The sequence below is a fragment of the Neorhizobium sp. P1_A6 genome, assembly GCF_056406795.1.
On the sequence record NZ_JBFTZM010000001.1, the window covers coordinates 1 to 22137 of the forward strand.

At 61.1% G+C, this 22137-nt stretch carries 18 protein-coding genes and 2 pseudogenes; 9 read left to right on the plus strand and 11 right to left on the minus strand.

Annotation, left to right across the window (positions count from 1 at the left end; all coding sequences use genetic code 11):
• Positions 1–745, plus strand: a 745-nt coding sequence (locus AC1D3C_RS00005; RefSeq protein ID WP_477481456.1) for an alpha/beta fold hydrolase, incomplete at its 5' end; no start/stop codon positions are given.
• A gap of 110 nt (positions 746–855) precedes the next feature.
• Here the strand turns inward: AC1D3C_RS00005 and AC1D3C_RS00010 are convergent.
• From AC1D3C_RS00010 to AC1D3C_RS00025, 4 genes are read right to left on the minus strand one after another with little or no spacing between them, the layout of a single operon-like run.
• Positions 856–1650: a 3-methyl-2-oxobutanoate hydroxymethyltransferase gene (locus tag AC1D3C_RS00010; protein WP_477481457.1), complete on the minus strand. Its 795-nt coding sequence runs from the start codon at positions 1648–1650 to the stop codon at positions 856–858.
• A gap of 25 nt (positions 1651–1675) precedes the next feature.
• Entirely contained in the window at positions 1676–2896 is a 1221-nt protein-coding gene (locus AC1D3C_RS00015) for an NAD(P)/FAD-dependent oxidoreductase (protein WP_477481458.1), read from the minus strand.
• Position 2897: 1 nt separating this feature from the next.
• Positions 2898–3212 (minus strand): MocE family 2Fe-2S type ferredoxin, encoded by a 315-nt coding sequence (locus tag AC1D3C_RS00020; RefSeq protein WP_046638479.1) that lies wholly within the window; start codon positions 3210–3212, stop codon positions 2898–2900.
• A gap of 44 nt (positions 3213–3256) precedes the next feature.
• Entirely contained in the window at positions 3257–4348 is a 1092-nt protein-coding gene (locus AC1D3C_RS00025; protein WP_477481459.1) for a fatty acid desaturase family protein, read from the minus strand.
• A 172-nt stretch (positions 4349–4520) separates the two neighbouring features.
• Here AC1D3C_RS00025 and AC1D3C_RS00030 point away from each other — a divergent pair, with 172 nt between their 5' ends.
• The 6 genes from AC1D3C_RS00030 to purU all read left to right on the plus strand — a co-directional run bounded on the left by AC1D3C_RS00030 (position 4521) and on the right by purU (position 11278).
• The gene (locus AC1D3C_RS00030) at positions 4521–5552 is read left to right on the plus strand and encodes a LacI family DNA-binding transcriptional regulator (protein WP_477481973.1); all 1032 of its coding nucleotides are present in this window, start codon (positions 4521–4523) and stop codon (positions 5550–5552) included.
• Positions 5553–5709: 157 nt separating this feature from the next.
• Entirely contained in the window at positions 5710–6522 is an 813-nt protein-coding gene (locus AC1D3C_RS00035; RefSeq protein ID WP_477481460.1) for a TIM barrel protein, read from the plus strand.
• Positions 6523–6635: 113 nt separating this feature from the next.
• Positions 6636–7559 carry a sugar ABC transporter substrate-binding protein gene (locus AC1D3C_RS00040; protein ID WP_477481461.1) on the plus strand — a complete coding sequence of 308 codons (924 nt, stop codon included), beginning with the start codon at positions 6636–6638 and terminating at the stop codon, positions 7557–7559.
• Between the two features lie 63 nt (positions 7560–7622).
• Complete coding sequence (locus AC1D3C_RS00045; RefSeq protein WP_477481462.1) at positions 7623–9176, plus strand: sugar ABC transporter ATP-binding protein; 1554 nt, start codon at positions 7623–7625, stop codon at positions 9174–9176.
• Between the two features lie 21 nt (positions 9177–9197).
• Complete coding sequence (locus AC1D3C_RS00050; protein ID WP_477481463.1) at positions 9198–10280, plus strand: ABC transporter permease; 1083 nt, start codon at positions 9198–9200, stop codon at positions 10278–10280.
• 113 nt (positions 10281–10393) lie between these two features.
• Positions 10394–11278, plus strand: a complete 885-nt coding sequence (gene purU / locus AC1D3C_RS00055; protein ID WP_477481464.1) for a formyltetrahydrofolate deformylase — start codon at positions 10394–10396, stop codon at positions 11276–11278.
• Between the two features lie 370 nt (positions 11279–11648).
• Here purU and AC1D3C_RS00060 read toward each other — a convergent pair.
• From AC1D3C_RS00060 to AC1D3C_RS00070, 3 genes and pseudogenes are all read right to left on the minus strand, one after another.
• Positions 11649–11873 (minus strand): annotated as a pseudogene (locus AC1D3C_RS00060) (PIN domain-containing protein); the annotation flags it as partial.
• Positions 11874–12772: 899 nt separating this feature from the next.
• The gene (locus tag AC1D3C_RS00065; protein WP_477481465.1) at positions 12773–14155 is read right to left on the minus strand and encodes an MFS transporter; all 1383 of its coding nucleotides are present in this window, start codon (positions 14153–14155) and stop codon (positions 12773–12775) included.
• A gap of 237 nt (positions 14156–14392) precedes the next feature.
• Positions 14393–15340 carry a dihydrodipicolinate synthase family protein gene (locus AC1D3C_RS00070; RefSeq protein WP_477481466.1) on the minus strand — a complete coding sequence of 316 codons (948 nt, stop codon included), beginning with the start codon at positions 15338–15340 and terminating at the stop codon, positions 14393–14395.
• A gap of 165 nt (positions 15341–15505) precedes the next feature.
• Between AC1D3C_RS00070 and AC1D3C_RS00075 the strand changes: the two genes are divergently transcribed.
• Together AC1D3C_RS00075 and AC1D3C_RS00080 are read left to right on the plus strand one after the other, a co-directional pair.
• Positions 15506–16537 (plus strand): LacI family DNA-binding transcriptional regulator, encoded by a 1032-nt coding sequence (locus AC1D3C_RS00075; RefSeq protein ID WP_477481974.1) that lies wholly within the window; start codon positions 15506–15508, stop codon positions 16535–16537.
• Between the two features lie 59 nt (positions 16538–16596).
• Positions 16597–16704: pseudogene (locus tag AC1D3C_RS00080) on the plus strand (transposase); the annotation flags it as partial.
• A gap of 274 nt (positions 16705–16978) precedes the next feature.
• Here the strand turns inward: AC1D3C_RS00080 and AC1D3C_RS00085 are convergent.
• From AC1D3C_RS00085 to AC1D3C_RS00100, 4 genes are read right to left on the minus strand one after another with little or no spacing between them, the layout of a single operon-like run.
• Positions 16979–19333 carry a penicillin acylase family protein gene (locus tag AC1D3C_RS00085; protein WP_477481467.1) on the minus strand — a complete coding sequence of 785 codons (2355 nt, stop codon included), beginning with the start codon at positions 19331–19333 and terminating at the stop codon, positions 16979–16981.
• A gap of 26 nt (positions 19334–19359) precedes the next feature.
• Entirely contained in the window at positions 19360–20337 is a 978-nt protein-coding gene (locus AC1D3C_RS00090; RefSeq protein ID WP_477481468.1) for an ABC transporter ATP-binding protein, read from the minus strand.
• Complete coding sequence (locus AC1D3C_RS00095) at positions 20334–21326, minus strand: ABC transporter ATP-binding protein (protein WP_477481469.1); 993 nt, start codon at positions 21324–21326, stop codon at positions 20334–20336. Before AC1D3C_RS00095 ends, AC1D3C_RS00090 begins: the two co-directional genes overlap by 4 nt.
• Before the next feature lie 9 nt (positions 21327–21335).
• Positions 21336–22118 carry an SDR family NAD(P)-dependent oxidoreductase gene (locus tag AC1D3C_RS00100; RefSeq protein ID WP_477481470.1) on the minus strand — a complete coding sequence of 261 codons (783 nt, stop codon included), beginning with the start codon at positions 22116–22118 and terminating at the stop codon, positions 21336–21338.
• Between the last annotated feature and the right edge of the window lie 19 nt (positions 22119–22137).

Sequence of the window (22137 nt, forward strand, 5' to 3'; positions counted from 1 at the left end):
CTGTGCCGATCTGCGTGGATATGGCGCCAGCGCTTGCCCTCCTTCCACCCCCGATCACCTCCCCTATTCCAAACGCGCGATGGCGGCCGAGATGGTCGAGCTTATGGAAAAGTTCGGCTTCAGCGAGTTCATGATCGGTGGCCATGACCGGGGCGGCCGTGTCGCTTACCGCATGGCGCTCGATCATCCGGCGGTGATAAGAAAGCTTGCCGTTCTGGATATTGTCCCGACCTCCACCGTCTGGGATCAAGCTGATGACCGATTTGCGTTAGGCTTTTGGCCGTGGGTCTTACTTGCGCAAGCCGAGCCTTTGCCGGAGAGGCTGATCGCCGATGCGCCGGAGGCTGTCATCGACGATGCGCTTACAGGCTGGGGATCTTCCGCCGCGGTGTTCCCGCCACAGATCAGAGAGGCCTATGTCGAGGCGCTTAGAAATGCAGACCATGTTCACGCGATCTGCGAGGAGTATCGTGCTGCAGCAAGCGTCGATCGCCAGCATGACGTCCAAGATCAAATCGCTGGACGCCGTATTTGTTGTCCACTCATGGCCCTCTGGAGCGGAGCCGGTGCATTAGCCACCTGGTATACCAATGACGGAGGCCCGTTGGCGTTGTGGCAACAATTCGCAGGCGATGTCGTCGGTCATTCGATGCCGGGCGGCCACTTTTTTCCTGAAGAGTATCCCATCGAAACGACGAAGGTGCTGGCCGAATTCTTCGGCGACGCAGCGTTTTCTTCCGGTTGATCTGTATGCCGCCCACCCAGCACGAGATTGACAGGTTCAACAACATCGTCGCGGAGTGATCCGTTCTCCCAGCGGGCGCGGCCTCTTTCATGCCATCTCCTATGGCTCGATCAGCCGTTGATCATATCGCGGAAACGGGCAAGTTCCTCGCCTGCCACACCGACATTGTGCGGCTCTGCCGGATAGGCTCCGCTCTCAACATCCCGGCGGAATTCCCGGAAGGCTGCGATGCGCTCGTGCTGCAGGCGGTCGAACTCGGCAGCAAAGTTGCGATAGGTCTTCGCATGTCGGGGCACATGCCCGCGGTTCTGTCCCAGCACGTCGTCGGCAAAGAGATATTGCGCATCGCAACCAGCGCCCGCCCCCATCGAGATCATGAAGAGAGACGTCTGGGCGCTGATCAGGGAGGCAATTTCGGCGGGAACCACCTCGATTTCGGCGGCGAAGGCGCCGGCCTCCTCGAGGGCCCTGACGGCATTCCAGATCGCCATCGCGCTGTCGGCTGTCTTGCCGACCGCCTTGAAGCCACCGGTCCAGGTCGCCTTCGAGGGAATTAGGCCGACATGGCTGCAGACGGGAATACCCTCGTCACTGAGCCCCCGGATGATCCGGAGGCTTGCCGCGCAATAGACGGCGTCGCCACCGGCACGCATCGCTTTGAAGGCTGCCCGCAGATATTCCTTCGTGGTGACGAAGTCGCCATATTCGAGCCCCGGCACCGCAAAGACGCTTGGCGCCACCTCGCGGAACGCAGGCCCCAGGAGAGCCGGCGGTATGGAGACCATTTCAATCCCGGCTTTCTCGGCGGCTGCCGCCTCCTCCAGCGTAACGACGCGAAGCATGCTGAGCTGGCGCTTGCCCTTGAGCGCCAGGATATCGGCAACAGTAGGATGGTTGGATTTCATCGGTGCATCCTTTGGCGTCAGGCGCTCACAGAAGGGATTTCAGTTTGACGGAAGGATCGGCGAGTGCCGCAGGATCGGGGTGCGCGCACCTGGCGATCAGCATCTCGGCCAGTCGAATGTCGCGGGCAACGGCACCGCCGGGGCCAAGTCCGCTGGCTGCCAGCAATCGCCCATCCGCATCGAGGTGAAACAGGATCTCGGCCTGCGGCGACAGCGTCCGGCCGACGGTCGATGTTGCGCCGTCGGACAGGCCGGCTACCTGCAGCGTCAGGTCGTATTGGTCCGACCAGAACCAGGGCACCGCATCGAAGGGTTCGGCCTCTCCCAGCATATTGGCCGCCGCGACGCTGCCCTGTTCCTGTGCGTTGCGCCAGGATTCGAGCCGGACGCGCCGGCCGCCATAGGCGGCGACTGGAAAGGAGCAGCAGTCGCCGGCCGCGAAGATGTGCGGATCGCTGGTCGCCAGATGGCTGTCGACGGCGATGCCGTTGTCGATCGCAAGCCCTGCTTCTGCGGCAAGGCGGGTGTTGGGCTGGGCGCCGATTCCGACCACAAGCGCATCGACCTTGATCTGGCGACCATCGGCTAACCCGATGACAACGCCGCTCTCGCCATCGGCGATGGTCTCGATCCCCACGCCGCAGAGCAGTTCCACGCCTTCCGCCGCATGCCGTGCCTGCAAGGCGAGCGCGAGCTTTTCGGGAACACCACGCATCAACACGCGCGGTTGCGCTTCAATCAGGGTGACGGCCGTGCCGAGTTTCCGGCCCATCGCGGCCAGTTCGAGCCCGATGAAGCCACCGCCGAGAATGGCCACTCGGTCGTCCTCCCGCATGTGGCGACAAATGGCGGATGCGTCCTCGACGGTTCGTAGCACATGGATGCGATCGCTCGTGGCAAGGCCGGGTAGCGGGCGCGGCGCCGCGCCGGTTGCGAGCAGCAGCCGCTCGTAGGACAGCGTTTCGCCGGTTTCCAGCAGCAGCGCATGGCGTGCTGGGTCGATCAAGATAGCTCGCCGCCCTCGCAGGAAGGTGATCCCCGCCTCAGCAAAACGTTCGCTTGCGACAATCGCCCGGACGGTCCCGGCTTCCTCGCCCGCCTTCGACAGGGGTGGACGCTCGTAGGGGAGATGCGGCTCATCACCGATCAGCGTGACGGTCCCCCGGTAGCCTCGCTCCCGCAGGGCAAAGGCCGCCCGAACGCCCGCTTCGCCGGCGCCGACGATCACCATGCCTTTGTCACCCATCTCAGCCGACCTGGATGAAGACGCGGCCACCATCGACCTTGACCGCATAGGTCTTGAGGTTGACGCAGACGGGGGCGCCCTTGGCTTGGCCGGTCTTGTAGTTGAAGCGGCCGTTGTGCTTCGGACATTCGATGATATCGTCCATCACCAGACCATCGGCCAGATGGACATTCTCGTGCGTGCAATGTCCGTCGGTCGCGTGGAAACTGTCTTCCGGGCTGCGATAGACGGCGTAGCTCTTGCCGTCGTGATCGAAGCGGATGACATCCTCTTCGTCGATCTCGTCCTTGTCGCAGACGTCGATCCAGGTGCTCATCGGGTTCTCCTCGCCATTATGGCTTGTTTTCTCGGATGCCGGCGTCACTCCGCCGCCGGCGCCATGGCGTCGCTGTGGAAGTCTTCGCGATAGGGCTTTGCCGTCGGCGGCAACTCGCGCTTCAGGAAGTAATCCTCGTTTCGGAGCTGGCGCAGGAAGGCCGGGATCATCTCTCGATAACCGTCGAGGATCGACGGGTTCGGTACCGGCAGATCGTCCTTGATCATCGCGTGCAGCTTCGGCAGCGCGTGATAGGGCACCATCGGGAACATGTGGTGCTCCACGTGATAGTTCATGTTCCAGTAGATGAAGCGGCTGATCGGGTTCATGTAGACCGTGCGGCTGTTTAGCCGGTGGTCGGTGACGTTGTCGGCAAGGCCGCCATGCTGCAACAGGCCGGTCATGACATGGTGCCAGGCACCATAAAGGCGCGGCATGCCGATCAGCATCAGCGGCAGGATCGAATTCAGAGCGATCGAAAGCGCAACGGTCGCCACATAGATCGGGAGCCAGATGCGTGCGATGCGGATCGCCTTCGGCTGCTCCGTCTCCGGAATAATGATCTTCTCTTCGGCGCTGATGACCCCAAACGCGTTGCGGACCATGTCGATCGCCGCATGCCAGGCATCCAGGAGACCGAACAAATTGAGGATCAGCCGCAGGAGATCCGGCGGACGCATCACCGCGATTTCCGGATCCCGGCCGACAATGACCGTATCGGTGTGGTGCCGAGTATGGCTCCAGCGCCAGGTCACCGGATTGCGCATGATCATGAAACAGGCGATCTGGTAGACAACGTTGTTCATCCACATCGTCTTGAACGCCGTGCCATGACCACATTCATGCCAGCGGCTATCCGAGGCGGACCCGTAGAACACGCCGTAGGCGAGGAAGAAAGGGATCGCCCAGAGGCTGCCCCAGAAATAGATGCCAAGCCCTGCAAAGACGACCATACAGCCGAGCCAGATCGCCGTGTCCCGGAGGGCTGGCCCATCCTCCCGCTTCATCAATTCCTTCATCTGCTTGCGCGGGACCTCGGTATGATACCACTGCGCCGCCGCGAGCCCATTGGCCACCGCTGCCTGCGCATCGCGTCCAAGCAGGCTATAGTCACGCTTTGCCGCTGTCCTCGCCATTGATCTCCTCCATCGGTTTCGATGCGGTCGCCATCAAAGGCGCCGCATGGAATCTGATCTTGAGGATTATCGTTGTTCTGACGGATCACAATCCACGTATGATATATTCTATCAAAGTCTATCATTCTTGACTTACTTTATGATAGAAAGATTTCACTTGAGGGAGCAACAGATGGGATCGAGACCAACGATCGCGGACCTGGCCAAGGCTGCTGGAGTGAGTGTCGCAACCGTGGACCGCGTGTTGAACGGGCGCCACAAGGTGCGCGAGGACACGGCGCGGCGCGTCTATGACGCGGCAAATGAGATTAACTTCCATGCCGTCGGGTTGCTGCGGCAGCGCGTGTTCGAGGGCCTGCCGCAATACCGGTTGGGCTTCATCCTGCAGAAGCCCAACCACCATTTCTACCAGAGCTTCAAGCGGGAGCTGGAGATCGCCGTCCAAAACCATCCCGGCATTCGCGGCGTGGCGCAGATCGAATTCTGCGCCAATCAGACACCGAGCGAACTGGCCGACAAGCTGAAAGAGGTTGGCGCGAGGAATCAGGCGGTCGCCATGACATCCCCGGACTATCCTGCCCTGACGGTGGCCGCGGAGGAACTGAAGGCAAGAGGCATCCCGGTATTCTCACTCCTGTCCGATTTCGCCTCCGGCATCCGCGAGGGCTATGTCGGGCTCAACAACCGCAAGGCTGGCCGGACGGCAGCATGGATGATCACGAAGGCTGCGAAAAAACCCGGGAAAGTGGCTGTTTTCGTCGGCAGTCACCGCTTTCACGGTCACGAACTGCGCGAGATCGGCTTTCGGTCCTATTTCCGCGAACACGCTCCCGATTTCGAGGTTCTGGACACGCTGGTGAACCTGGAAACGGTCGAAATCACCCACGAAGCAACGCTGGATCTGCTGCACCGCCATCCGGATCTTGTGGGTTTCTATGTTGCCGGAGGCGGAATGGAAGGCGCCATTTCCGCCATCCGAGAAGAAAAACTCGGCGGCAAGCATGTTATCGTCGTCAACGAACTGACGCCAATTTCCCGCGCAGCGCTGGCTGATGAGATCGTGACCATGGCGATCGCGACACCGCTTGCCAATCTGTGCCGCGAACTGGTCCAGCTAATGGTCGAGGCGGTGGATACCGGTCCCGCGACGGCGCCAGGCCAGACTTTCCTGCCGCTCGAAATTTACGTGCCGGAAAACATCTGAGCTGCGATGATGGAAATCCATCATATCAATCCGCAAATTCTTTCATGAATGAAACGGAATATTGCTATTTCCTCTTTGACCAACGCCACGAAACCTGATGACTTCATTCAGCGGGACGGAGGAGGAAAGCCGGCCGCGCCAAACTTCGGGAGAATTCATGGCCGCGCTTACCTTCGCGCTCAACCACATGGTTGCGCCACACATGCCGCTCGGCGTTTTTTTCGAACTGGGCATATCGCTCGGTGTTCGGCAGTTCGAAATCCGCAACGATCTTGCGGGTAATGCCATTCTCGACGGGACTTCGCCCGAGACGGTCAACGACCTGGCAAAGGCGCACGGAACCGAAATCATTTCGATCAATGCCCTGCAGCGCTTCAACGAATGGACGCCGGAGCGGGAAGCGGAGGCCACGGAATTGGCCGCTTATGCCGCTGCCTGCGGCGCAAAAGCCCTGGTCCTCGTGCCTGTCAACGATGGAAGCGGCAAGCTGGAGGGAGAACGTCAGGGGAATTTGCGCGTTGCGCTCAAGGCGCTGAAACCTATCCTGCGGGCCAATAACCTCATCGGCCTCGTGGAGCCGCTCGGCTTCCAGATCTGCTCGCTTCGCTCCAAGAAAGAAGCAGCGGAAGCGATTGTCGCGATCGATGGCCGCGAGAGCTTCAAGCTGGTTCATGACACGTTTCACCACGTGCTCGCTGGCGAGCCGGACATATTTCCGGACTTGACGGGGCTGGTCCACATTTCAGGCGTCGATGATCAGGAAGTCAACATCGACGCCATGCGAGACCCGCATCGCGTGATGGTGACGGCACGGGACCGGCTGGACAATATCGGTCAAATCCGTGCGCTCATCGACGCTGGTTATTCCGGCCCGCTGTCGTTCGAACCGTTCGCGTCATCCGTTCACGCATCGAGCGATCCGCAAACGATGATCCGCAGCAGCATGGAGCTGATCCGGGACAGACTTTGACGTCTTCACCGATCCGGTGGGAGTGACCGGATTGGTTCGTGAGATTGCCTTCGGGGAGGAGGCGACCGGCATTTTTAAGGTGTTCGCCGGGCACCGTTTCAGAGGAGGAAGAGATGAAGAAACTTTTGGCGAGTGCCGTGTTCGGCGTCCTGATGGCATCGAGTGCTTATGCAGGCAATATTGGCGTGTCCATGGCCAATTCCGACACGTTCCTGACGGTTCTGCGCAAGGGCATCGAGAAGTCTGCAGCCGATGCGAAGCAGCCTGTCCAGATCGAAATCGCGGATGATGACGTTCAGAAGCAGCTTTCCCAGATCCAGAACTTCATCGCCTCCAAAGTCGATGCGATCATCGTCAATGCAGTCGACACCACGGCAACGGCGCCGATGACGAAGCTGGCGAACGATGCCGGCATCCCGATCGTCTACGTCAACCGGATGCCGGCAGACGTGGACAAGCTTGGCGCCAAGGGAGCATTCGTCGCCTCTGACGAAGTTCAGTCAGGCACGCTGCAGACCAAGGAAGTATGTCGCATCCTGGGCGGCAAGGGCGATATCCTTGTCATGGTCGGTGATCTTGCCAACCAGGCTGCCGTCCAGCGCACCAAGGACGTCCACGACGTGATCGCGACGCCGGACTGCAAGGGCATCAAGATTCTCGACGAGCAGACCGCGGTATGGGATCCGGTCAAGGCGCAGGACCTGATGACCAACTGGATCGCGGCCGGTCGCAAGCCGGCGGCTGTCATCGCCAACAACGACAACATGGCGATCGGTGCGATCAACGCCATGAAATCTGCCGGCTGGGATATGAAGGACGTGGTCGTTGCGGGCATCGATGCCACCCAGGAAGCACTCGCCTACATGAAGGCGGGCAATCTGGATGTATCCGTCTTCCAGGATGCCTTCGGCCAGGGCTCGGGTGCCGTCGCCGCTGCCATAAAGCTCGCCAAGGGTGAGAAAGTGGACGCCAAGGTCTGGATCCCGTTCCAGCTCGTGACGCCTGAAAACATGGCCAAGTTCACGACGAAGAATTAACCGAGGATAGGCCGATCCGCTGCCTTGCGGGGCAGCGGATCACTCTAGTGGAGGAGGATCACCATGTCGGCTGAACGCATCATCAGTCCGCAGACCATGGAGGCCGTTCGCAGGAGCGGCGCTGTCCCGGGCAGCAAATATCTTCTTGAAGTCGAGGACGTGCGCAAGGAATTTCCGGGGGTCGTTGCTCTGGACAATGTGCAGCTGAGGCTGAAACGCGGGACCGTGCATGCCCTCATGGGCGAGAACGGCGCCGGCAAGTCGACGCTGATGAAGATCCTCGCGGGCATCTACACGCCCGACAGCGGCTCATTCAAACTGCGTGGCGTCGACATCCGTCTCAAGAATCCGCTCGACGCACTCCAGAACGGAATCGCGATGATCCATCAGGAACTGAATCTGATGGCGCCCATGACCGTGTCGGAAAACATCTGGATCGGCCGTGAGCCGCTCGGGCGTTTCGGTATCGTGGACCACGCCGAAATGAACCGTCGAACGGACGCGCTGTTTGAGCGCCTCGGGATCGAAATCGATCCGGAAATGAAGGTCGGCAAGCTCAGCGTGGCCAACCGCCAGATGGTCGAGATCGCCAAGGCCGTATCCTTCGATTCCGATGTCCTCATCATGGACGAACCGACATCGGCCCTCACCGAGAGGGAGGTGAACCACCTCTTCCGGATCATCCGTTCCCTCCGCGAGGAAGGAAAGGGCATCATCTACATCACCCACAAGATGAACGAACTCTTCGAGATCGCTGACGAGGTCTCCGTCTTTCGCGACGGCAAGTACGTTGCGACCTGCAATTCCTCGGAGGTGACCCGCGAAGACATCATCCGCATGATGGTCGGGCGCGAGATCACCCAGATGTTCCCAAAAGAACCGGCGCAGATCGGCGACGTCGTGCTGTCGGTAAAAGGGCTGACGCTGAACGGCGTCTTCCGCGACGTGTCCTTCGATCTCCGCGCCGGCGAGATTCTCGGCTTTGCCGGCCTCGTCGGCTCGGGCCGGTCCAACGTCGCGGAGACGATCTTCGGCGTGACGCCCGCAAGTTCCGGGACGATCGAGCTCTTCGGCAAGCAATTGACGGTCTCCTCGCCGTCCGTCGCCATGGCGCACGGCATGGCGTTTCTGACGGAGGATCGAAAGGAGACCGGCTGTTTCCTGCTGCTCGACATCCAGGAAAACGCGCAGATGGCGGTGCTGCAACAGCGTTATGTGCAGCTCGGTTTCGTACAGCAGGAGAAGCTGCGGAAGGCGGCCACCGACATGGCCAACCGCCTCAGGGTCCGCACGCCCGACATGCGGGAGCCGATCATCAACCTGTCGGGTGGCAACCAGCAGAAGGTGCTGATCTGTCGCTGGCTGATGACCAATCCGAAGATCCTGATCCTCGACGAACCCACCCGCGGCATAGATGTCGGCGCCAAGGCCGAAATCCACCGGCTGATCTCGCAGCTCGCGGGCCAGGGTGTGGCGATCATCATGATCTCATCGGAGATGCCGGAGGTGCTCGGCATGAGTGATCGCATCGTCGTGCTGCATGAGGGGCGGGTCACAGGCATCCTGGACAGGGCCGAAGCCGATCAAGTCAAGATAATGGAGCTGGCGTCGCGCTGACGGCACAGCCGGGAGGATATCATGTCTGATGCCATCAACGAACTGGGGGAGACCTCCAAGACGGGCTTGAAGAAAATTCGGCGACTTCCGCCGGAATTCTCGATCCTCGCTGTCCTGATCGGGATCGCCCTTATCTTCGAAGTGATCGGCTGGTACGTCGTGGGCGAAAGCTTTCTGGCGAACAAGCAGCGCCTATCCATCATCGTCCTTCAGGTCGCCGTCACGGGGATCATCGCGGTCGGCGTAACGCAGGTCATCATCACCGGCGGGGTCGATCTCTCGTCCGGTTCCATGGTCGGGTTTATCGCCATGGTGGCTGCGAGCTTCGCCCAGACCTCGCTGAATGCCCGCGCCGTCTTCCTGCAACCCGAATACGCCGCTTTCGGCCTGGACTGGTTCATCGATTCAAGCCCGTTCTGGCCGCTTCTGGTCGGCGTGCTGCTCGGCGCATTCCTGGGTTATCTGAATGGCCTTCTTATCGCCAAGACAGGCATTCCGCCCTTCATTGCCACTCTTGGCATGATGGTTTCAGTCCGCGGCCTGGCCAAATGGTATACCGAAGGCCAGCCCGTCGCTTTGCTCAATGAAAACTTCGCGTGGCTCGGCCAGAGCTTCAATCTCTGGGGCTTTCCCGTCCCGCGAACGGTCATCGTCTTCTTCGTCGTGGCAATCATCTTCCACATCGGATTGTCCTATACCCGCTACGGCAAGTTCACCTATGCCATCGGCGCCAACAGCCAGGCTGCGCGCGTCTCGGGGATCGATATCGGCAAGCACCTGATCAAGGTCTATGCGGTGGCCGGCCTTCTCTCCGGCCTCGCCGGCGTCATGCTCGCTGCCCGCGCCCAGTCCGGCCAACCGAACATGGGCGTCTCCTTCGAACTCGACGCCATCGCCGCGGCCGTCATCGGCGGCGCTTCGCTCTCCGGCGGCGTCGGCCGGATCACCGGGACGGTAATCGGCACGATTATTCTCGGTGTAGTGACCTCCGGCTTCACCTTCCTCAAGGTCGGCGCCTATTACCAGGAGATCGTCAAGGGCGCGATCATCGTCGCGGCAGTCGTCATTGACGTGCACCGCCAACGCAAGAAATCCCGCGCCTGAAGGACCTCCCCAGGCGCAGAGGCGGTGCCGGTTCCGAGCAACCGGCGCCGCCTCCCCCATGCACCCGTCTTACAACTGAGATGACGCCGTCACAGGCCATTCACGAGATGACCATGAAGACCTACGTTTTGACCATTTCCTGTCAGTCGACCCGCGGCATCGTCGCTGCAGTCTCCGGCTATCTCGCCGATCAAGGCTGCAACATTGTGGATTCTTCCCAGTTCGACGACCTCGACACGGGCAAGTTCTTCATGCGCGTCTCCTTCATCTCCGAGAAGGAGGCCAATGAAGCGAAGCTCGCACAGGGCTTCCCCGCTATCGCCGAGCGTTTCGGCATGAATTGGAGCCTGCATGATGCCGCCAAGCGGGAGAAGGTCCTGCTGATGGTCTCGCGCTTTGGCCACTGCCTCAACGACCTCCTCTACCGCTGGAAGATCGGCGCCCTGCCGATCGAGATCGTCGGCGTCGTCTCCAACCACTTCGACTACCAGAAGGTCGTGGTCAATCACGATATCCCCTTCCATCATATTCCGGTGACCGAGACCAACAAGCCTGAGGCCGAAGCGCGCATCATGGACCTCGTCAAGCAGACCGGCACCGAACTCATCGTGCTTGCTCGCTACATGCAGATCCTGTCCGATCAGATGTGCCAGAAGATGTCCGGCAAGATCATCAACATCCACCACTCCTTCCTGCCGTCGTTCAAGGGCGCCAATCCCTATAAGCAGGCTTTCGAACGTGGTGTGAAGCTGATCGGCGCCACCGCGCATTACGTCACCGCCGATCTCGACGAAGGTCCGATCATCGAGCAGGACACGGTGCGCGTCACCCATGCGCAGTCTCCGGAAGACTATGTCTCTCTGGGCCGCGACGTCGAAAGCCAGGTCCTGGCGCGCGCCATCCACGCCCATATCCACCACCGCACCTTCATCAACGGACATCGCACCGTCGTCTTCCCGGCCAGCCCGGGTTCCTATGCCTCCGAGCGGATGGGGTAACATGACCATTGTCGTCGACGAAAGGGCGCCGTCCTTGGTGATCGGAGGAGAAACCTCCGCAGAGACGAAGCTCAAGACTTCTGGCCACCGCACACCAGGTCTCGCTCCGCGCCTGTCACGCTGAAAGGCTGCCTGGTGCCTTGGGTCTTCAGGAAGTTCTGCAGATCAGCCAGCGGGTAAAGCGGGAGCGAGACATCGCACGGTGACTCCGGATTGCGCCGTGGTCGGCCCAGAAGAGGTCGTTGCGAAGCTCGTTTGTGAGCGCCCTCGTCGATACGGGGCCTGACCGCTGCGACCGGTCTCTACTCTTATATGCACCGCGTAACGAGCTCAGATGCGATAGCAATGCTGACCACCGCAGAAGATGGGCCTATGCCGGTGTGTCCCACGGGTTCACGAGTGCCACTTCCATATCCTTGAAGTCCTTGATGTTGCGAGTCACCAGCTTCATACGTCGGGTGAAGGCTGTCGCTGCAATATAGGCGGCATTGATCGGTCTGGGATTGGGCACATGCCATTGGGCGGCCTTGACGGCTGCCGCCTCGTCCAACGGCAGAATACGGCCTGAAAATGCTGTGAGGACTGTTTTTTCCAGCCTCCAAACGCAGATTTCAGCAACTCGCGCGTCATCCGCCCGGGAGAATTGCCGCCCAATGCCGATCCGTCGAATGATTCTGATGGTTAAGTTCACCGCCTATCTCAAGCCAGCATCACGAGCGTAATCGGCGCAGGAAGCATCGCCTGTGGAAGCCGAGGTGTTCTAACGACAATATAGCCGTCTCTTCCAAGCCCGTACTTGTTCCCCGTCGGCTCGCTCTCTAAGCTCATTCCGGGTGGACAACAGGACGGACGACATGATGGGCCCACGGGAGCAACTGATTAGCTGCTTGAACGAAAGAGGTTCCATGGTGATGGTTATAGAGGCTACACGGCAAGCTGATCCCTCTGCCGGCGACCAGGCGCCCCCAACGGTTATTTACTATACGTCCAATGGGTATCTCGTAGAGCTTCTGTCGGATGGAACGTTCCAGGTCGCTCTTACGCGCGAAAAACTGACACGCATTGAATGATCGAGCGTCGCTAGTTTCTCTTCGACCCGTCGCCGTTTGCTTGACGCCGTGATCCGGCTCTTTTGCGAAGGAGCTGTCGGCACTGACGGCAACATCGCGGAAGCCGGCGTTGGCCAAATCGACGTTCTACAATCATTTTCCGTCCAGTATGGACCTGAATGACGATTGGCAAATTTTACCATTTGGAGCGAGCTAGCGAATCTTTCCGGACGGGCGACCGGGATCTTGACGTCGTAAGCCGTGCCGAGTTCGTGGTTCGGGAGCCGCTCGCGCTGCCTCGGTATTTACGTCGGACGGCGAAGCAATCTAGGGGGTAAAACGATGACCAGCCCGTCCGAAGCTGCAACTGTGAAAGATCAAGGCCCGTGCGATCCTCGCCGAGCCTTTGATCCCTACACTTATTCATGGCTAGCGAATCAGGGCATCATGGCGAAAGTTCCTCCAGGACCTGACCCTTGGTCTCGACCGCGAAGAAGGCCGTCACCAGGGCACCAACGAGAAGGATCGCTGCGAACGCGCCGAAGACATATTGGATGCCCATCGACGACATGACCCAACCCACCGCGATAGGGCCCGCGGAGGATCCGAGACGAAGCCAGGCGCTGCCTGTCCCCGTGCCAATAGCACGAAGGCGGGTCGGGTAGATTTCCGCGGAATAGAGGTAGAGCGAGAAAGTCACGGTCTGGACGATGGCGTAGGCGAGACCGGCCAGGATCAGGACCTGTGTTGCCGACGTCGCACCCAGCCAAGCGAGGATGACAAGCGGGACCGGCGCGATCAGAAGGGCACCGGTGTACCAGCGCTTGCGACCGACCTTGTCGATGAGCAATGCGCAGATAACGGCCGCGATCACGCCACCGACCGAAGTGATAAACCCGTATAGGATACTAGTTTCCAGCGGCAGGTTGAATGTCTGCCGATAGAGGGTCGGAAGCCAGGTGATCGTCCCATTGGCGACCATATAGGCACAGAACCACATCGCCCAGATCGACAGTGTGCGCTTGAGATAGATGCCCTGGAAAAGTTCGCGCCAGTCCGATCGACGACGGACGGGGGCGGCTATGATTTTCGGCTCCGGTAGTTCCTTGCCGGCGGCACGAGCGCTGTTCTCCAACTTGGTGACGATGCGGTCGGCTTCCTCATAGCGGCCGTTGGCGGCGAGCCAGCGAGGTGATTCATTGAGGAACCAGCGCAGCGGGATCATGAGGGCGGCCGGGATCAGGCCGACGATGAACATCGCCTTCCAGCCATAGGCTGAGACCATGAAATAGCCGATCAAGCCTGCGCCGACGAGGCCGAGCAGAAACATGACCTCATACAGCAGGAAGAAGCGGCCCCGCCCCTTCGAGCTGATCAACTCGTTGATATATGCACTCGCGACCGGAACTTCTCCACCGGTTCCGATGCCTTGAATGAAACGCAATGCCATCATCATGCCGGCACCGGCCGCAAAAAGGCATGCGACGTCCATGCTGACGAAGAGCAGGATGGTGAATAGCAGCACTTTGAGACGGCCGATCCGCTCGGCAAGCCAGCCAAAGCAAATGGCGCCGATCAACTGCCCCAGGTAGCCCATCGACAGGATCATGCCCGTCTGTCCCGGGGTCAAACCCCATTCGCGGACAAGAACCGGCATGGCATAGGCTATGGCAATGACGGTGTAGCCGTCAAAGAATGTCGCTGCGCCGACGATATTTCGAGCCCAGAAGACCTCCCGGGTCACTGGCAGCCGTTCTAGGCGGGCGCTGATTTCAGCTTGGGTATCGACGGCCGGCGACGGCGCGGCCATCCGTTGTTCGATATTCATGTTTCCTCCCTCTGCCCGGCCTACTCTCCCAGCCTGGCGTCGAACCTACGCGTTGGATGTCTTAAACTTCGGGACCCTTTGGCATGGTGTCGCTGTGGATCCGGAAGGCATGGCTCTCTCATCGGCTAATCAGGCACCAGCGCGACAGACGGTGCGACCGCGGCCCATCACTCCCCGATGCGGCCGCAATCCCCTCCTCGTAAGAAGCCCCCGCTCGAGAGGCGGGGGCGTCCTCAGTCACTCGGCTGCCAGAAGCTGCTCAACCCGGCCGATCCCGGCAGCATCAAAGGCTGCAAAGATCTCCGCTTCGGCCTTTTCGCCGAGGTTCTTCAGGGGCTCGCGGATCGTGGCATGATCAAGCACGCCACGATGGACAAGCCCAAGCTTGAGGGCGACGGTGCCTTCCATATGGGAACCACGGTGGTAGACGGCACGGGTGACTGGAAGGAGACGTTCGAAGATCCGGCGGGCTTCCGGATAGTTCTGCGCCTTTCCTGCCTTGATCAGGTCGATCAGCAGCTCCGGTGTGATATTGCCGTAGCCCACAAGCAGGCCATCGACATCGAACATGGTCGGCAACAGCCATTCGTCATGGCAGCTCAGGATCTGCAGGTTCGGGTTGGCCTTCTTGAGTTCCGGAATCTCGACGTACCAGCGCTTCATGTTTCGAACGCCATTTTTGGTAGCGACGACGCCATCCTGGGTCGCGATCGCAAGCTGGGTGTCCAGGTCGTAGGAAGCCTTGGTGGCATCCGGGTACTGGAACAGGATGCACTGCAGGCCCGATTCCTGCCAGATCGCCTTGTAGCGATCCTGCGGCGCGCCTTTCTGGAAGCCGAAACGCAGCCAGCCATGGTTCGGATAGACAAGGGCGCCGGTCGCGCCGGCAGACTTGCACTTCTTGGCTTCTTCTGCGGCAACCTTGGTACCCTCGCCGGTGATGCCCGCAATGATTGGGACCCGACCATCGACGGCTTCGACATAGGTGCGGATGAGCTTCAGGCGCTCTTCCTCGGTCAGGAACGTGCCTTCGCCGGCATGGCCAAGGATAACGAGGCTCTTGACGCCGTCCATGCCTGCAAGCCATTTGGCAATACGGGCATTGGCCGGATAATCGACCTCTCCGTCGCGGGTAAACGCGGTAACGGGTGCCGGGCTCAGACCTCTCAGATTCATCGTTGGCATAGGTTTTTCTCCTCCTAGATAGCCGCTGTCCGCCTTTGCGATCAGCGATGGGATCGTTAATGGGAACGTTCCCACTATCGTTTCCGATTTTGCTGGAGTCAACATTTTTTTTGTTGCATGGTTGGCGCGTTGACCGCGAGAACGCCGCAGATGGAAAAAAGCGAAATGGATTCAAAGCCCGGAGAAGTGAGCCGTCAGACACGGGTGACCATCCTTGATGTCGCGTCGGCAGCTGGCGTTTCGAAATCGACGGTATCGCGCATCCTCGATGAACGACTTCCCCGATCCGACAACGAAACTTCGCGCCGCGTCCGGAAAATCGCCGAAGACATGGGTTATGTCCGAGACGTCTCCGCGGCGAGCCTCCGACGCGGCAACACGATGACGGTTGGCGTGATCGTGCCCCGGCTGACCGATACCGTCATGGCAATGCTTTATGAAGCCCTGGCAAAAGCATGCAGCAGAAGCGGGCGCTTCGCGATTGTCGCAACGACGGATGACAAGCCGAAGGCTGACAGACTTGCTGCCGAGTCTCTTCTGAAACGAGGCGTCGACGGATTGATCCTTTCGACTGCACGCGAGGATGACGATTTTCCCGACGAGCTCGCGGCCCGGGGAGTACCTTTTGTCCTGGCGTTGCGTACCGATGGACGAAGCCTGTCTTCGGTGGGCGACGACAGGCTGGGCGGATATCTGGCGACGCGCCACCTCCTGGATCTCGGTCATCGTCGTATCGGAGTGATTGCCGGTCCTTCATATGCCTCCAGCTCGCGCGGGCGCGTCGAAGGCTACAGGCAGGCACTGCAAGAGGCCGCCATCTCGGTCCGCCCGGATTCCATTGTGCCGTCGACCTTCGGGATCGACGCCGGAGCGGATGCGGCCCTGCAGCTCATGCGCCTCAAAGATCGCCCGACGGCGATCTTTGCCGTGAACGACAACACCGCAATCGGTGCTCTTTCCGGCCTGTCACGCCTCGGGATATCCGTACCCAACGATGTTTCAGTCGTCGGATACAACGACATCCCGATCGTCAATCATCTTCCGACGCCGCTCACGACACTGCGGGTCCCCTTCGAGCAGATTGCGTCAAACGCTTTGGACCTGCTCACAAGCGGCACCATTTCAGCTGACGATCGAATCCGTATTTCGGCTCCGACCCTCATACCCCGAAAATCGTCTGCGAAACCCTGCTCTTGATGGGATTTGAGCCAGCAATCTGCTCACATATGAGCGTCTTCACCCAAATTGCCGAGGCCATGTTGATAATCGGCTGCCCGTGGCGGGATATGCATGAGCGATACGGAAAGTGGAATTCCGTCTATGTTCGGTTCCGTCGCTGGGCCGAGCAAGGGGTGTGGGACGCGCATCGCTATGCGCTACGACAAGACCAAAATATCATTCGCGGCATTCCTGGCGATCGCCACGGCGAATATTTGGCTCCCCCACTTTATCAACATGACCCAAATCGGCGTTGATCGGTGCTGAACATAGGGGGCAGTCTCAAATTCACTGCCAAACGACGCCACCGAAATCTACGATCGCATCGTCTTTATACATTAGGACGGGCGATCCAGGCGGGATCGCAGTGAACTGTACAAGCCTCACTAACCGGGAAGCTCCCCAGCCCCTCCCGCCGGCCTAAGCCGGCAGAAGTGTGATGCGGTGGGTGGTTTCCAGCGCGATGCGGGCTTCGCTGTAGAGGAGCGGCACGTATTCGCCTTTCGACCAAATACTGGCCAGGTCCCCATAATGACGCGAACGGGGGTCGCCGGACTGGCCGGGTGTGTTGATGCAGACGCTATTGTCCCAGTCGCCGACATCCATGACAAGTCGGACGGACGCGCCCGCATTGACGCCAAAATCACCCATCCGGTAGCCGGCATGCATGGGCGTCGAACGGCTGCCGCCGACGGACAGCGGGCCGACGTTCCAGTCGGGGTCCTCTTCGGTCTTGATGCGGCTGGTCGCGTGTTCGAAGAGCGCGCGGTGCAGGTCGCCCCAGCGCCAGGCGGCCGGATCGGGGCCGAGTCGGGTTTCACAGTCGACAAAACCGGCGGAAAGCGTCGATAGCAGCATGGCGTCGCGGTCGGCGGCGTCCCAGAGCGCGCCGGGTTCGCTGAGAAGTACCAGCATGCGGTCGACATCGCCGGGCAGCAGCAACTGGCGGACGGTCGGGTTCGGTGCGAACCTTGCCAGCAGTGCCGGTCGCAGGTGCTTCATCCACCAGACTTCGAACAGCGCCGCCGCCGCACTCCCCGCTTCGAGACGATAATCCCAGCCGTTGAAAAGCTTTAAGGCATGTTCCTGCCGGTCATCCAGCGGTTGACGGCTGGCAACTTTTTGAAGCACGGCGCAGATGGTCGCGGCCGGGCGGGAATAGACGTCGGTCTGCAGCGCCATTGAGCCCTTCAGCGTGTGTTTGGGATCGGACCGCAGGACCGATTTGATACGCAGGGCGCGGCTGACCTCCGCCCATTCGTGGCCGATCGATGGAGCGCTTGGATCGCGGCCGGCCGGCAGGTTCATCTCGTTTGCCGAAGCGACGAAACCATCGGCCGGGTTATAAGCACGCGGCAGTTCGCCGGCGGGCAGGAAGCCGTCCCATTCGTGGCTGCCATGGCCCGGCACGGGCAGCAACCCTTCCCAGTTGCGGCGCACCGGTGTGAAACCGGCGGTGAACCAGCCGATATTGCCGTCCACATCGGCGCTGACATGGTTGACCGAGGGGGTACCCCAGGACCCGAGCGTCTGCGAAAACGCCTGCACCGAACCGCTGCGCATATAAGACAGGCTGCCGAGATATGCGGCCGAACCGGGCGACAGCCAGACGGAGCGGATGGCGATGACCTGACGGATCTTCCGGTTTTCGTGGAGGATCGGGCCGTGGCGGGTGAAAGACAGCGTCATCGGCTGGTCGGGATGGCCCTTGACCGCGAAACTCTCCTCGATGCGGGTGATCTTCTCCCAGCCGTCGGCGTAACGATATTGTTCCGGATCGCCGTCCTTGGTCGCATAGACATAGACGTCTTCCTGGTCGGCGCCGAAGATGGTGAGGCCGAAGGCGGTGCGGTCGTTATGGCCGAGCGAAATGCCGGGCGCGGTCGGCTCGCCGGTGCCGATGGCATTGAGGCCCGGCGCTTGGAGGTGAACGAGATAACGTAGCGACGGCACTGCGTGCGCTCGGTGCGGATCACTTGCGAGGATCGGTCGGCCGCTTTCGGTGCGCGAACCGTGGACAGCCCAGTTGTTGGATCCCTCCTCCGCGATCGCCTGGACGATATCGCCGAGATCGGTGACCTCAGTCCATTTCCAGACGTCGTCCAGCCCTGCCGCAAGCCGGGCCTTGTCAAAAGTGACGGCCGCCGTGGCGAGCTTGAAGAGGCGGGTCGCGGAAAGCGGAATATCGGCGAGCGAAATCCCCTCCTCCGGCTTCGGCGAGACCGGTGGATCGAGCTCGAAGCGCAGCAGGTCGGTCTGTGCATCCGCAAGCGCCATGATATTGGCGCGGAGGATTTCGGAAATGCCGTTGCGGGTCAGCGCATGGCTGCGGATCCGCACCACATCGGCCGCCTGCCAGCGTGACGGCCTGGTGCCGAAGACGACGAATTCTGGCGGCAACCGGGCCGGCTCCGCTTCGCAAAGCGCGACATAGGCATTGATGCCGGCGACAAAGGCGGTGCAGATCGTTTGCGTATCCGGCGCATAGGAGGTCCATTCGGGAGCCATGTCGCCGCGGTAGAGGAAATGCCGGGCGGCGTGGTCCTGCGCCAGGTAACCAGGGCCGAAGTCGGCGGCGAGCAGGCCGAGGCCGCGCTTGCGCCACAGGTCGAGCTGCCAGAGCCGGTCGCGGGCGGCGTTGAAACCCTGGACGAAGAACAGGTCCTTGTCGCTTGCCGCCTTGATATGCGGGATGCCCCAGCGGTCGATGCGGATTTCCGCCTGCGCTTCTAGGCCGGTCAGCCGGAGGGTTTCGTGTGCCTGGGCGTTAGTCATGTCAGTCTCTCATGCGCGATGGCTTCTTAGGCGTGGTGACAAGCGACGCGCGCGCCATCGGCACGCGGCGTCAGTTCCGGCCGCTCTCTCGAGCAGATTTCGGTCGCCAGCGGGCAGCGCGTATGGAATGCGCAGCCGGACGGGATGTTTGAAGGACTTGGCAGTTCGCCGCTGAGGATAAAGCGCTGCTTGGCGCGCTGCACTTGCGGATCGGCTTCCGGCACGGCCGACATCAGCGCCTTGGTATAGGGATGTTTCGGATTGGCGAAGAAGGTGTCGCGATCGGCCATCTCGACGAAGCGGCCGAGATACATGACGACGACCCGGTCGCAGATATGCCGCACCACGCCGAGGTCATGGCTGACGAAGAGATAGGAAACGCCGGTGCGCTTCTGCAGCGCCACCAGCAAGTTGAGGATCTGGGCTCGTACCGAGACGTCGAGCGCCGAAACCGGCTCGTCGCAGATCAGGAGATCCGGCTCGAGGGCGAGCGCCCTGGCGATCACCACGCGCTGGCGCTGGCCGCCAGAGAACTGGTGCGGATAACGGTCCGCATGTTCGGGCCGCAGGCCCACCTGCTGCAGCAGCGTCGCAACCCGTTCCTTCAGTGCCCTCCCCCTGGCGACGCCGCGCACGATCAGCGGTTCGCCTATCGTGGCCCCGACGGTCGAGCGCGGATCAAGGGACAGCGCCGGATCCTGAAAAATCATCTGCACCTTGCGGCGGATGTCGTTGAGCTCGCGGCGATTGGCGCCGACCACTTCGTCACCACTGATGCGGACGCTGCCGGAGATCGGCGCTTGCAGGCCGACGATGGTGTTGGAAAGCGTCGACTTGCCGCAGCCGGATTCGCCGACCAGCGCCACGGTCTCGCCGCGGGCGACATCGAGGTCGACGCCATTGACGGCCTTGACCACCGGGCCGGACTTGCCGAGCAGGCCGCCTCGGCCGCCAAAATGCACCGCGACGTCGCGGATTTCGAGAACGTTCTTATGATCGCTCATGCCGCCACCTCGCGGATTTCCGCCATGCGGTCGATATGCCAGCAGGCCGAGCGATGGCCTCCGCCGCAATCAAAAAGCGGCGGTTGTTCGGTGCGACACTTGTCGGTCGTCAGCGGACAGCGGCCGGCGAAACGACAACCGACGCCGAATTCGTTCGGCGTCGGCACCGTCCCCTCGATCGTTGCGAGGTCCGCCTTGGGCGCATCATCGAGCTTGGGAACGCTGGCAAGCAGCAGGGCTGTGTACGGATGCTTCGGCTGCCGGAAGAGATCGTGCACCGGCGCGATTTCAGCGATGCGGCCGGCATACATGACCGCCACGTCGTCGGCGATGTCGGCAACCACGCCCATGTCGTGGGTGATCAGCACGATCGCGGTGCCGCGGTCGGCGACCAGCTTCTTCATCAGGTCGAGGATCTGCGCCTGGATGGTCACGTCGAGCGCGGTGGTCGGCTCGTCGGCGACCAGCACGCGCGGGCCGCAGATCAGCGCGATCGAGATCATGATGCGCTGGCACATGCCGCCGGAGAGTTCGAACGGATATTGATCCAGCCGCCGGGTCGGGTCGGGAATGCCGACATCGACCAGCATCTGCCGCGCCTTCCCGTAGGCCTCTGCCTTCGAGACGCCGTGGTGGACCCGATAGGCCTCGGCAATCTGCGAGCCGACGGTCGTCAGCGGGTCGAGCGAGGCGCTCGGCTCCTGAAAGATGATCGAGATGTCCTTGCCGCGCGCCTTGCGGAACTGCCGTTCCGAGAGGGCGGCGAGATCGGTGTTTTCGAGCATGATCCGGCCGGCGGTGCGTATGGCGGCCGGCGGCAGCAGGCCGAGCATGGCATAGGAGGTCAGCGACTTGCCGCAACCGGATTCCCCCACCAGCGCCATGACCTTGCCGGGCGCGACGGTGAAGGAGATGTCGTCGACGACGTTGGCGCCACCGATATCGATGGTCAGCCTGTCGACGGAAAGCAGCGGGTTGGCGGCGTCCATGATCTCTCCTCAGCCTGCCGTCTTCGCCCGTTCGGGACGCTTGTAGTTGCCGATCGAGTTGCCGCCATCGACGCTGATCACGGCGCCGGTGATGAAGGCGGCCTTGTCGGAGCAGAGATAGGCGATCGCGCCCGGCGCATCCTGTGGCCCGCTGGCGCGGCCGAGCGGAATGTTCTTCAGCATGTTGGTGACATATTCGTCGGAAAGTTCGCTCACTTCGCTGCCCGGTGCGAACCCCGGCTCGACGACGTTGACGCGGATGCCGTATTCGGCAAGCTCCAGCGCAAACCCCTTGGAAAGCCGTTCGATCGCCGTCTTCGAGGTGCAATAGGGCACGGAATTCTGGTTCATCTTACGGGCGGCACCCGAGGAGATGTTGACGATCGAGCCGGCCTTGCCTTGCGCGATCATCAGCTTGGCGAATTCGCGCGACAGCACGAAAGGCGCACGCAGGTTGACGCCGAAGACGCGGTCCCAGTCGGAGAACTCCATCTCCAACAGACTGAAGCGGGTGTAGATGCCGGCATTGTTGACGAGAATGTCCGGCGCCTTCCATTCGCGCTTCACGAGATCGACGAGTTCGAGCATTGAGGCGTCGCTGGTCAGCTCGGTCGCATGCAGCAGCACTTTGGAGCGGTCGAACCCGAGTTCGGTGACCGCCTTTTCCAGACCATCCATGCGAACGTCGCTCAGGCAAAGCTTTGCGCCTTCCCGGGCGAAATAGGCGGCGATCCAGCGGCCGAAAATGCCGGCGGCGCCGGTGATGACGATGGTCTTGTTTTCGAATTCCATGACTTAAAACCTCAATGCG

Coding starts and splice junctions, on each gene's coding strand:
- AC1D3C_RS00095 (WP_477481469.1), bottom strand. CDS start 21,326: ATGGACGCCGCCAACCCGCTGCTTTCCGTCGACAGGCTGACCATCGAT.
- AC1D3C_RS00015 (WP_477481458.1), bottom strand. CDS start 2,896: ATGGGTGACAAAGGCATGGTGATCGTCGGCGCCGGCGAAGCGGGCGTT.
- AC1D3C_RS00075 (WP_477481974.1), top strand. CDS start 15,506: ATGGATTCAAAGCCCGGAGAAGTGAGCCGTCAGACACGGGTGACCATC.
- AC1D3C_RS00050 (WP_477481463.1), top strand. CDS start 9,198: ATGTCTGATGCCATCAACGAACTGGGGGAGACCTCCAAGACGGGCTTG.
- AC1D3C_RS00090 (WP_477481468.1), bottom strand. CDS start 20,337: ATGAGCGATCATAAGAACGTTCTCGAAATCCGCGACGTCGCGGTGCAT.
- AC1D3C_RS00035 (WP_477481460.1), top strand. CDS start 5,710: ATGGCCGCGCTTACCTTCGCGCTCAACCACATGGTTGCGCCACACATG.
- AC1D3C_RS00040 (WP_477481461.1), top strand. CDS start 6,636: ATGAAGAAACTTTTGGCGAGTGCCGTGTTCGGCGTCCTGATGGCATCG.
- AC1D3C_RS00085 (WP_477481467.1), bottom strand. CDS start 19,333: ATGACTAACGCCCAGGCACACGAAACCCTCCGGCTGACCGGCCTAGAA.
- AC1D3C_RS00100 (WP_477481470.1), bottom strand. CDS start 22,118: ATGGAATTCGAAAACAAGACCATCGTCATCACCGGCGCCGCCGGCATT.
- AC1D3C_RS00020 (WP_046638479.1), bottom strand. CDS start 3,212: ATGAGCACCTGGATCGACGTCTGCGACAAGGACGAGATCGACGAAGAG.
- AC1D3C_RS00010 (WP_477481457.1), bottom strand. CDS start 1,650: ATGAAATCCAACCATCCTACTGTTGCCGATATCCTGGCGCTCAAGGGC.
- AC1D3C_RS00030 (WP_477481973.1), top strand. CDS start 4,521: ATGGGATCGAGACCAACGATCGCGGACCTGGCCAAGGCTGCTGGAGTG.
- AC1D3C_RS00025 (WP_477481459.1), bottom strand. CDS start 4,348: ATGGCGAGGACAGCGGCAAAGCGTGACTATAGCCTGCTTGGACGCGAT.
- AC1D3C_RS00070 (WP_477481466.1), bottom strand. CDS start 15,340: ATGCCAACGATGAATCTGAGAGGTCTGAGCCCGGCACCCGTTACCGCG.
- AC1D3C_RS00065 (WP_477481465.1), bottom strand. CDS start 14,155: ATGAATATCGAACAACGGATGGCCGCGCCGTCGCCGGCCGTCGATACC.
- AC1D3C_RS00045 (WP_477481462.1), top strand. CDS start 7,623: ATGTCGGCTGAACGCATCATCAGTCCGCAGACCATGGAGGCCGTTCGC.
- purU (WP_477481464.1), top strand. CDS start 10,394: ATGAAGACCTACGTTTTGACCATTTCCTGTCAGTCGACCCGCGGCATC.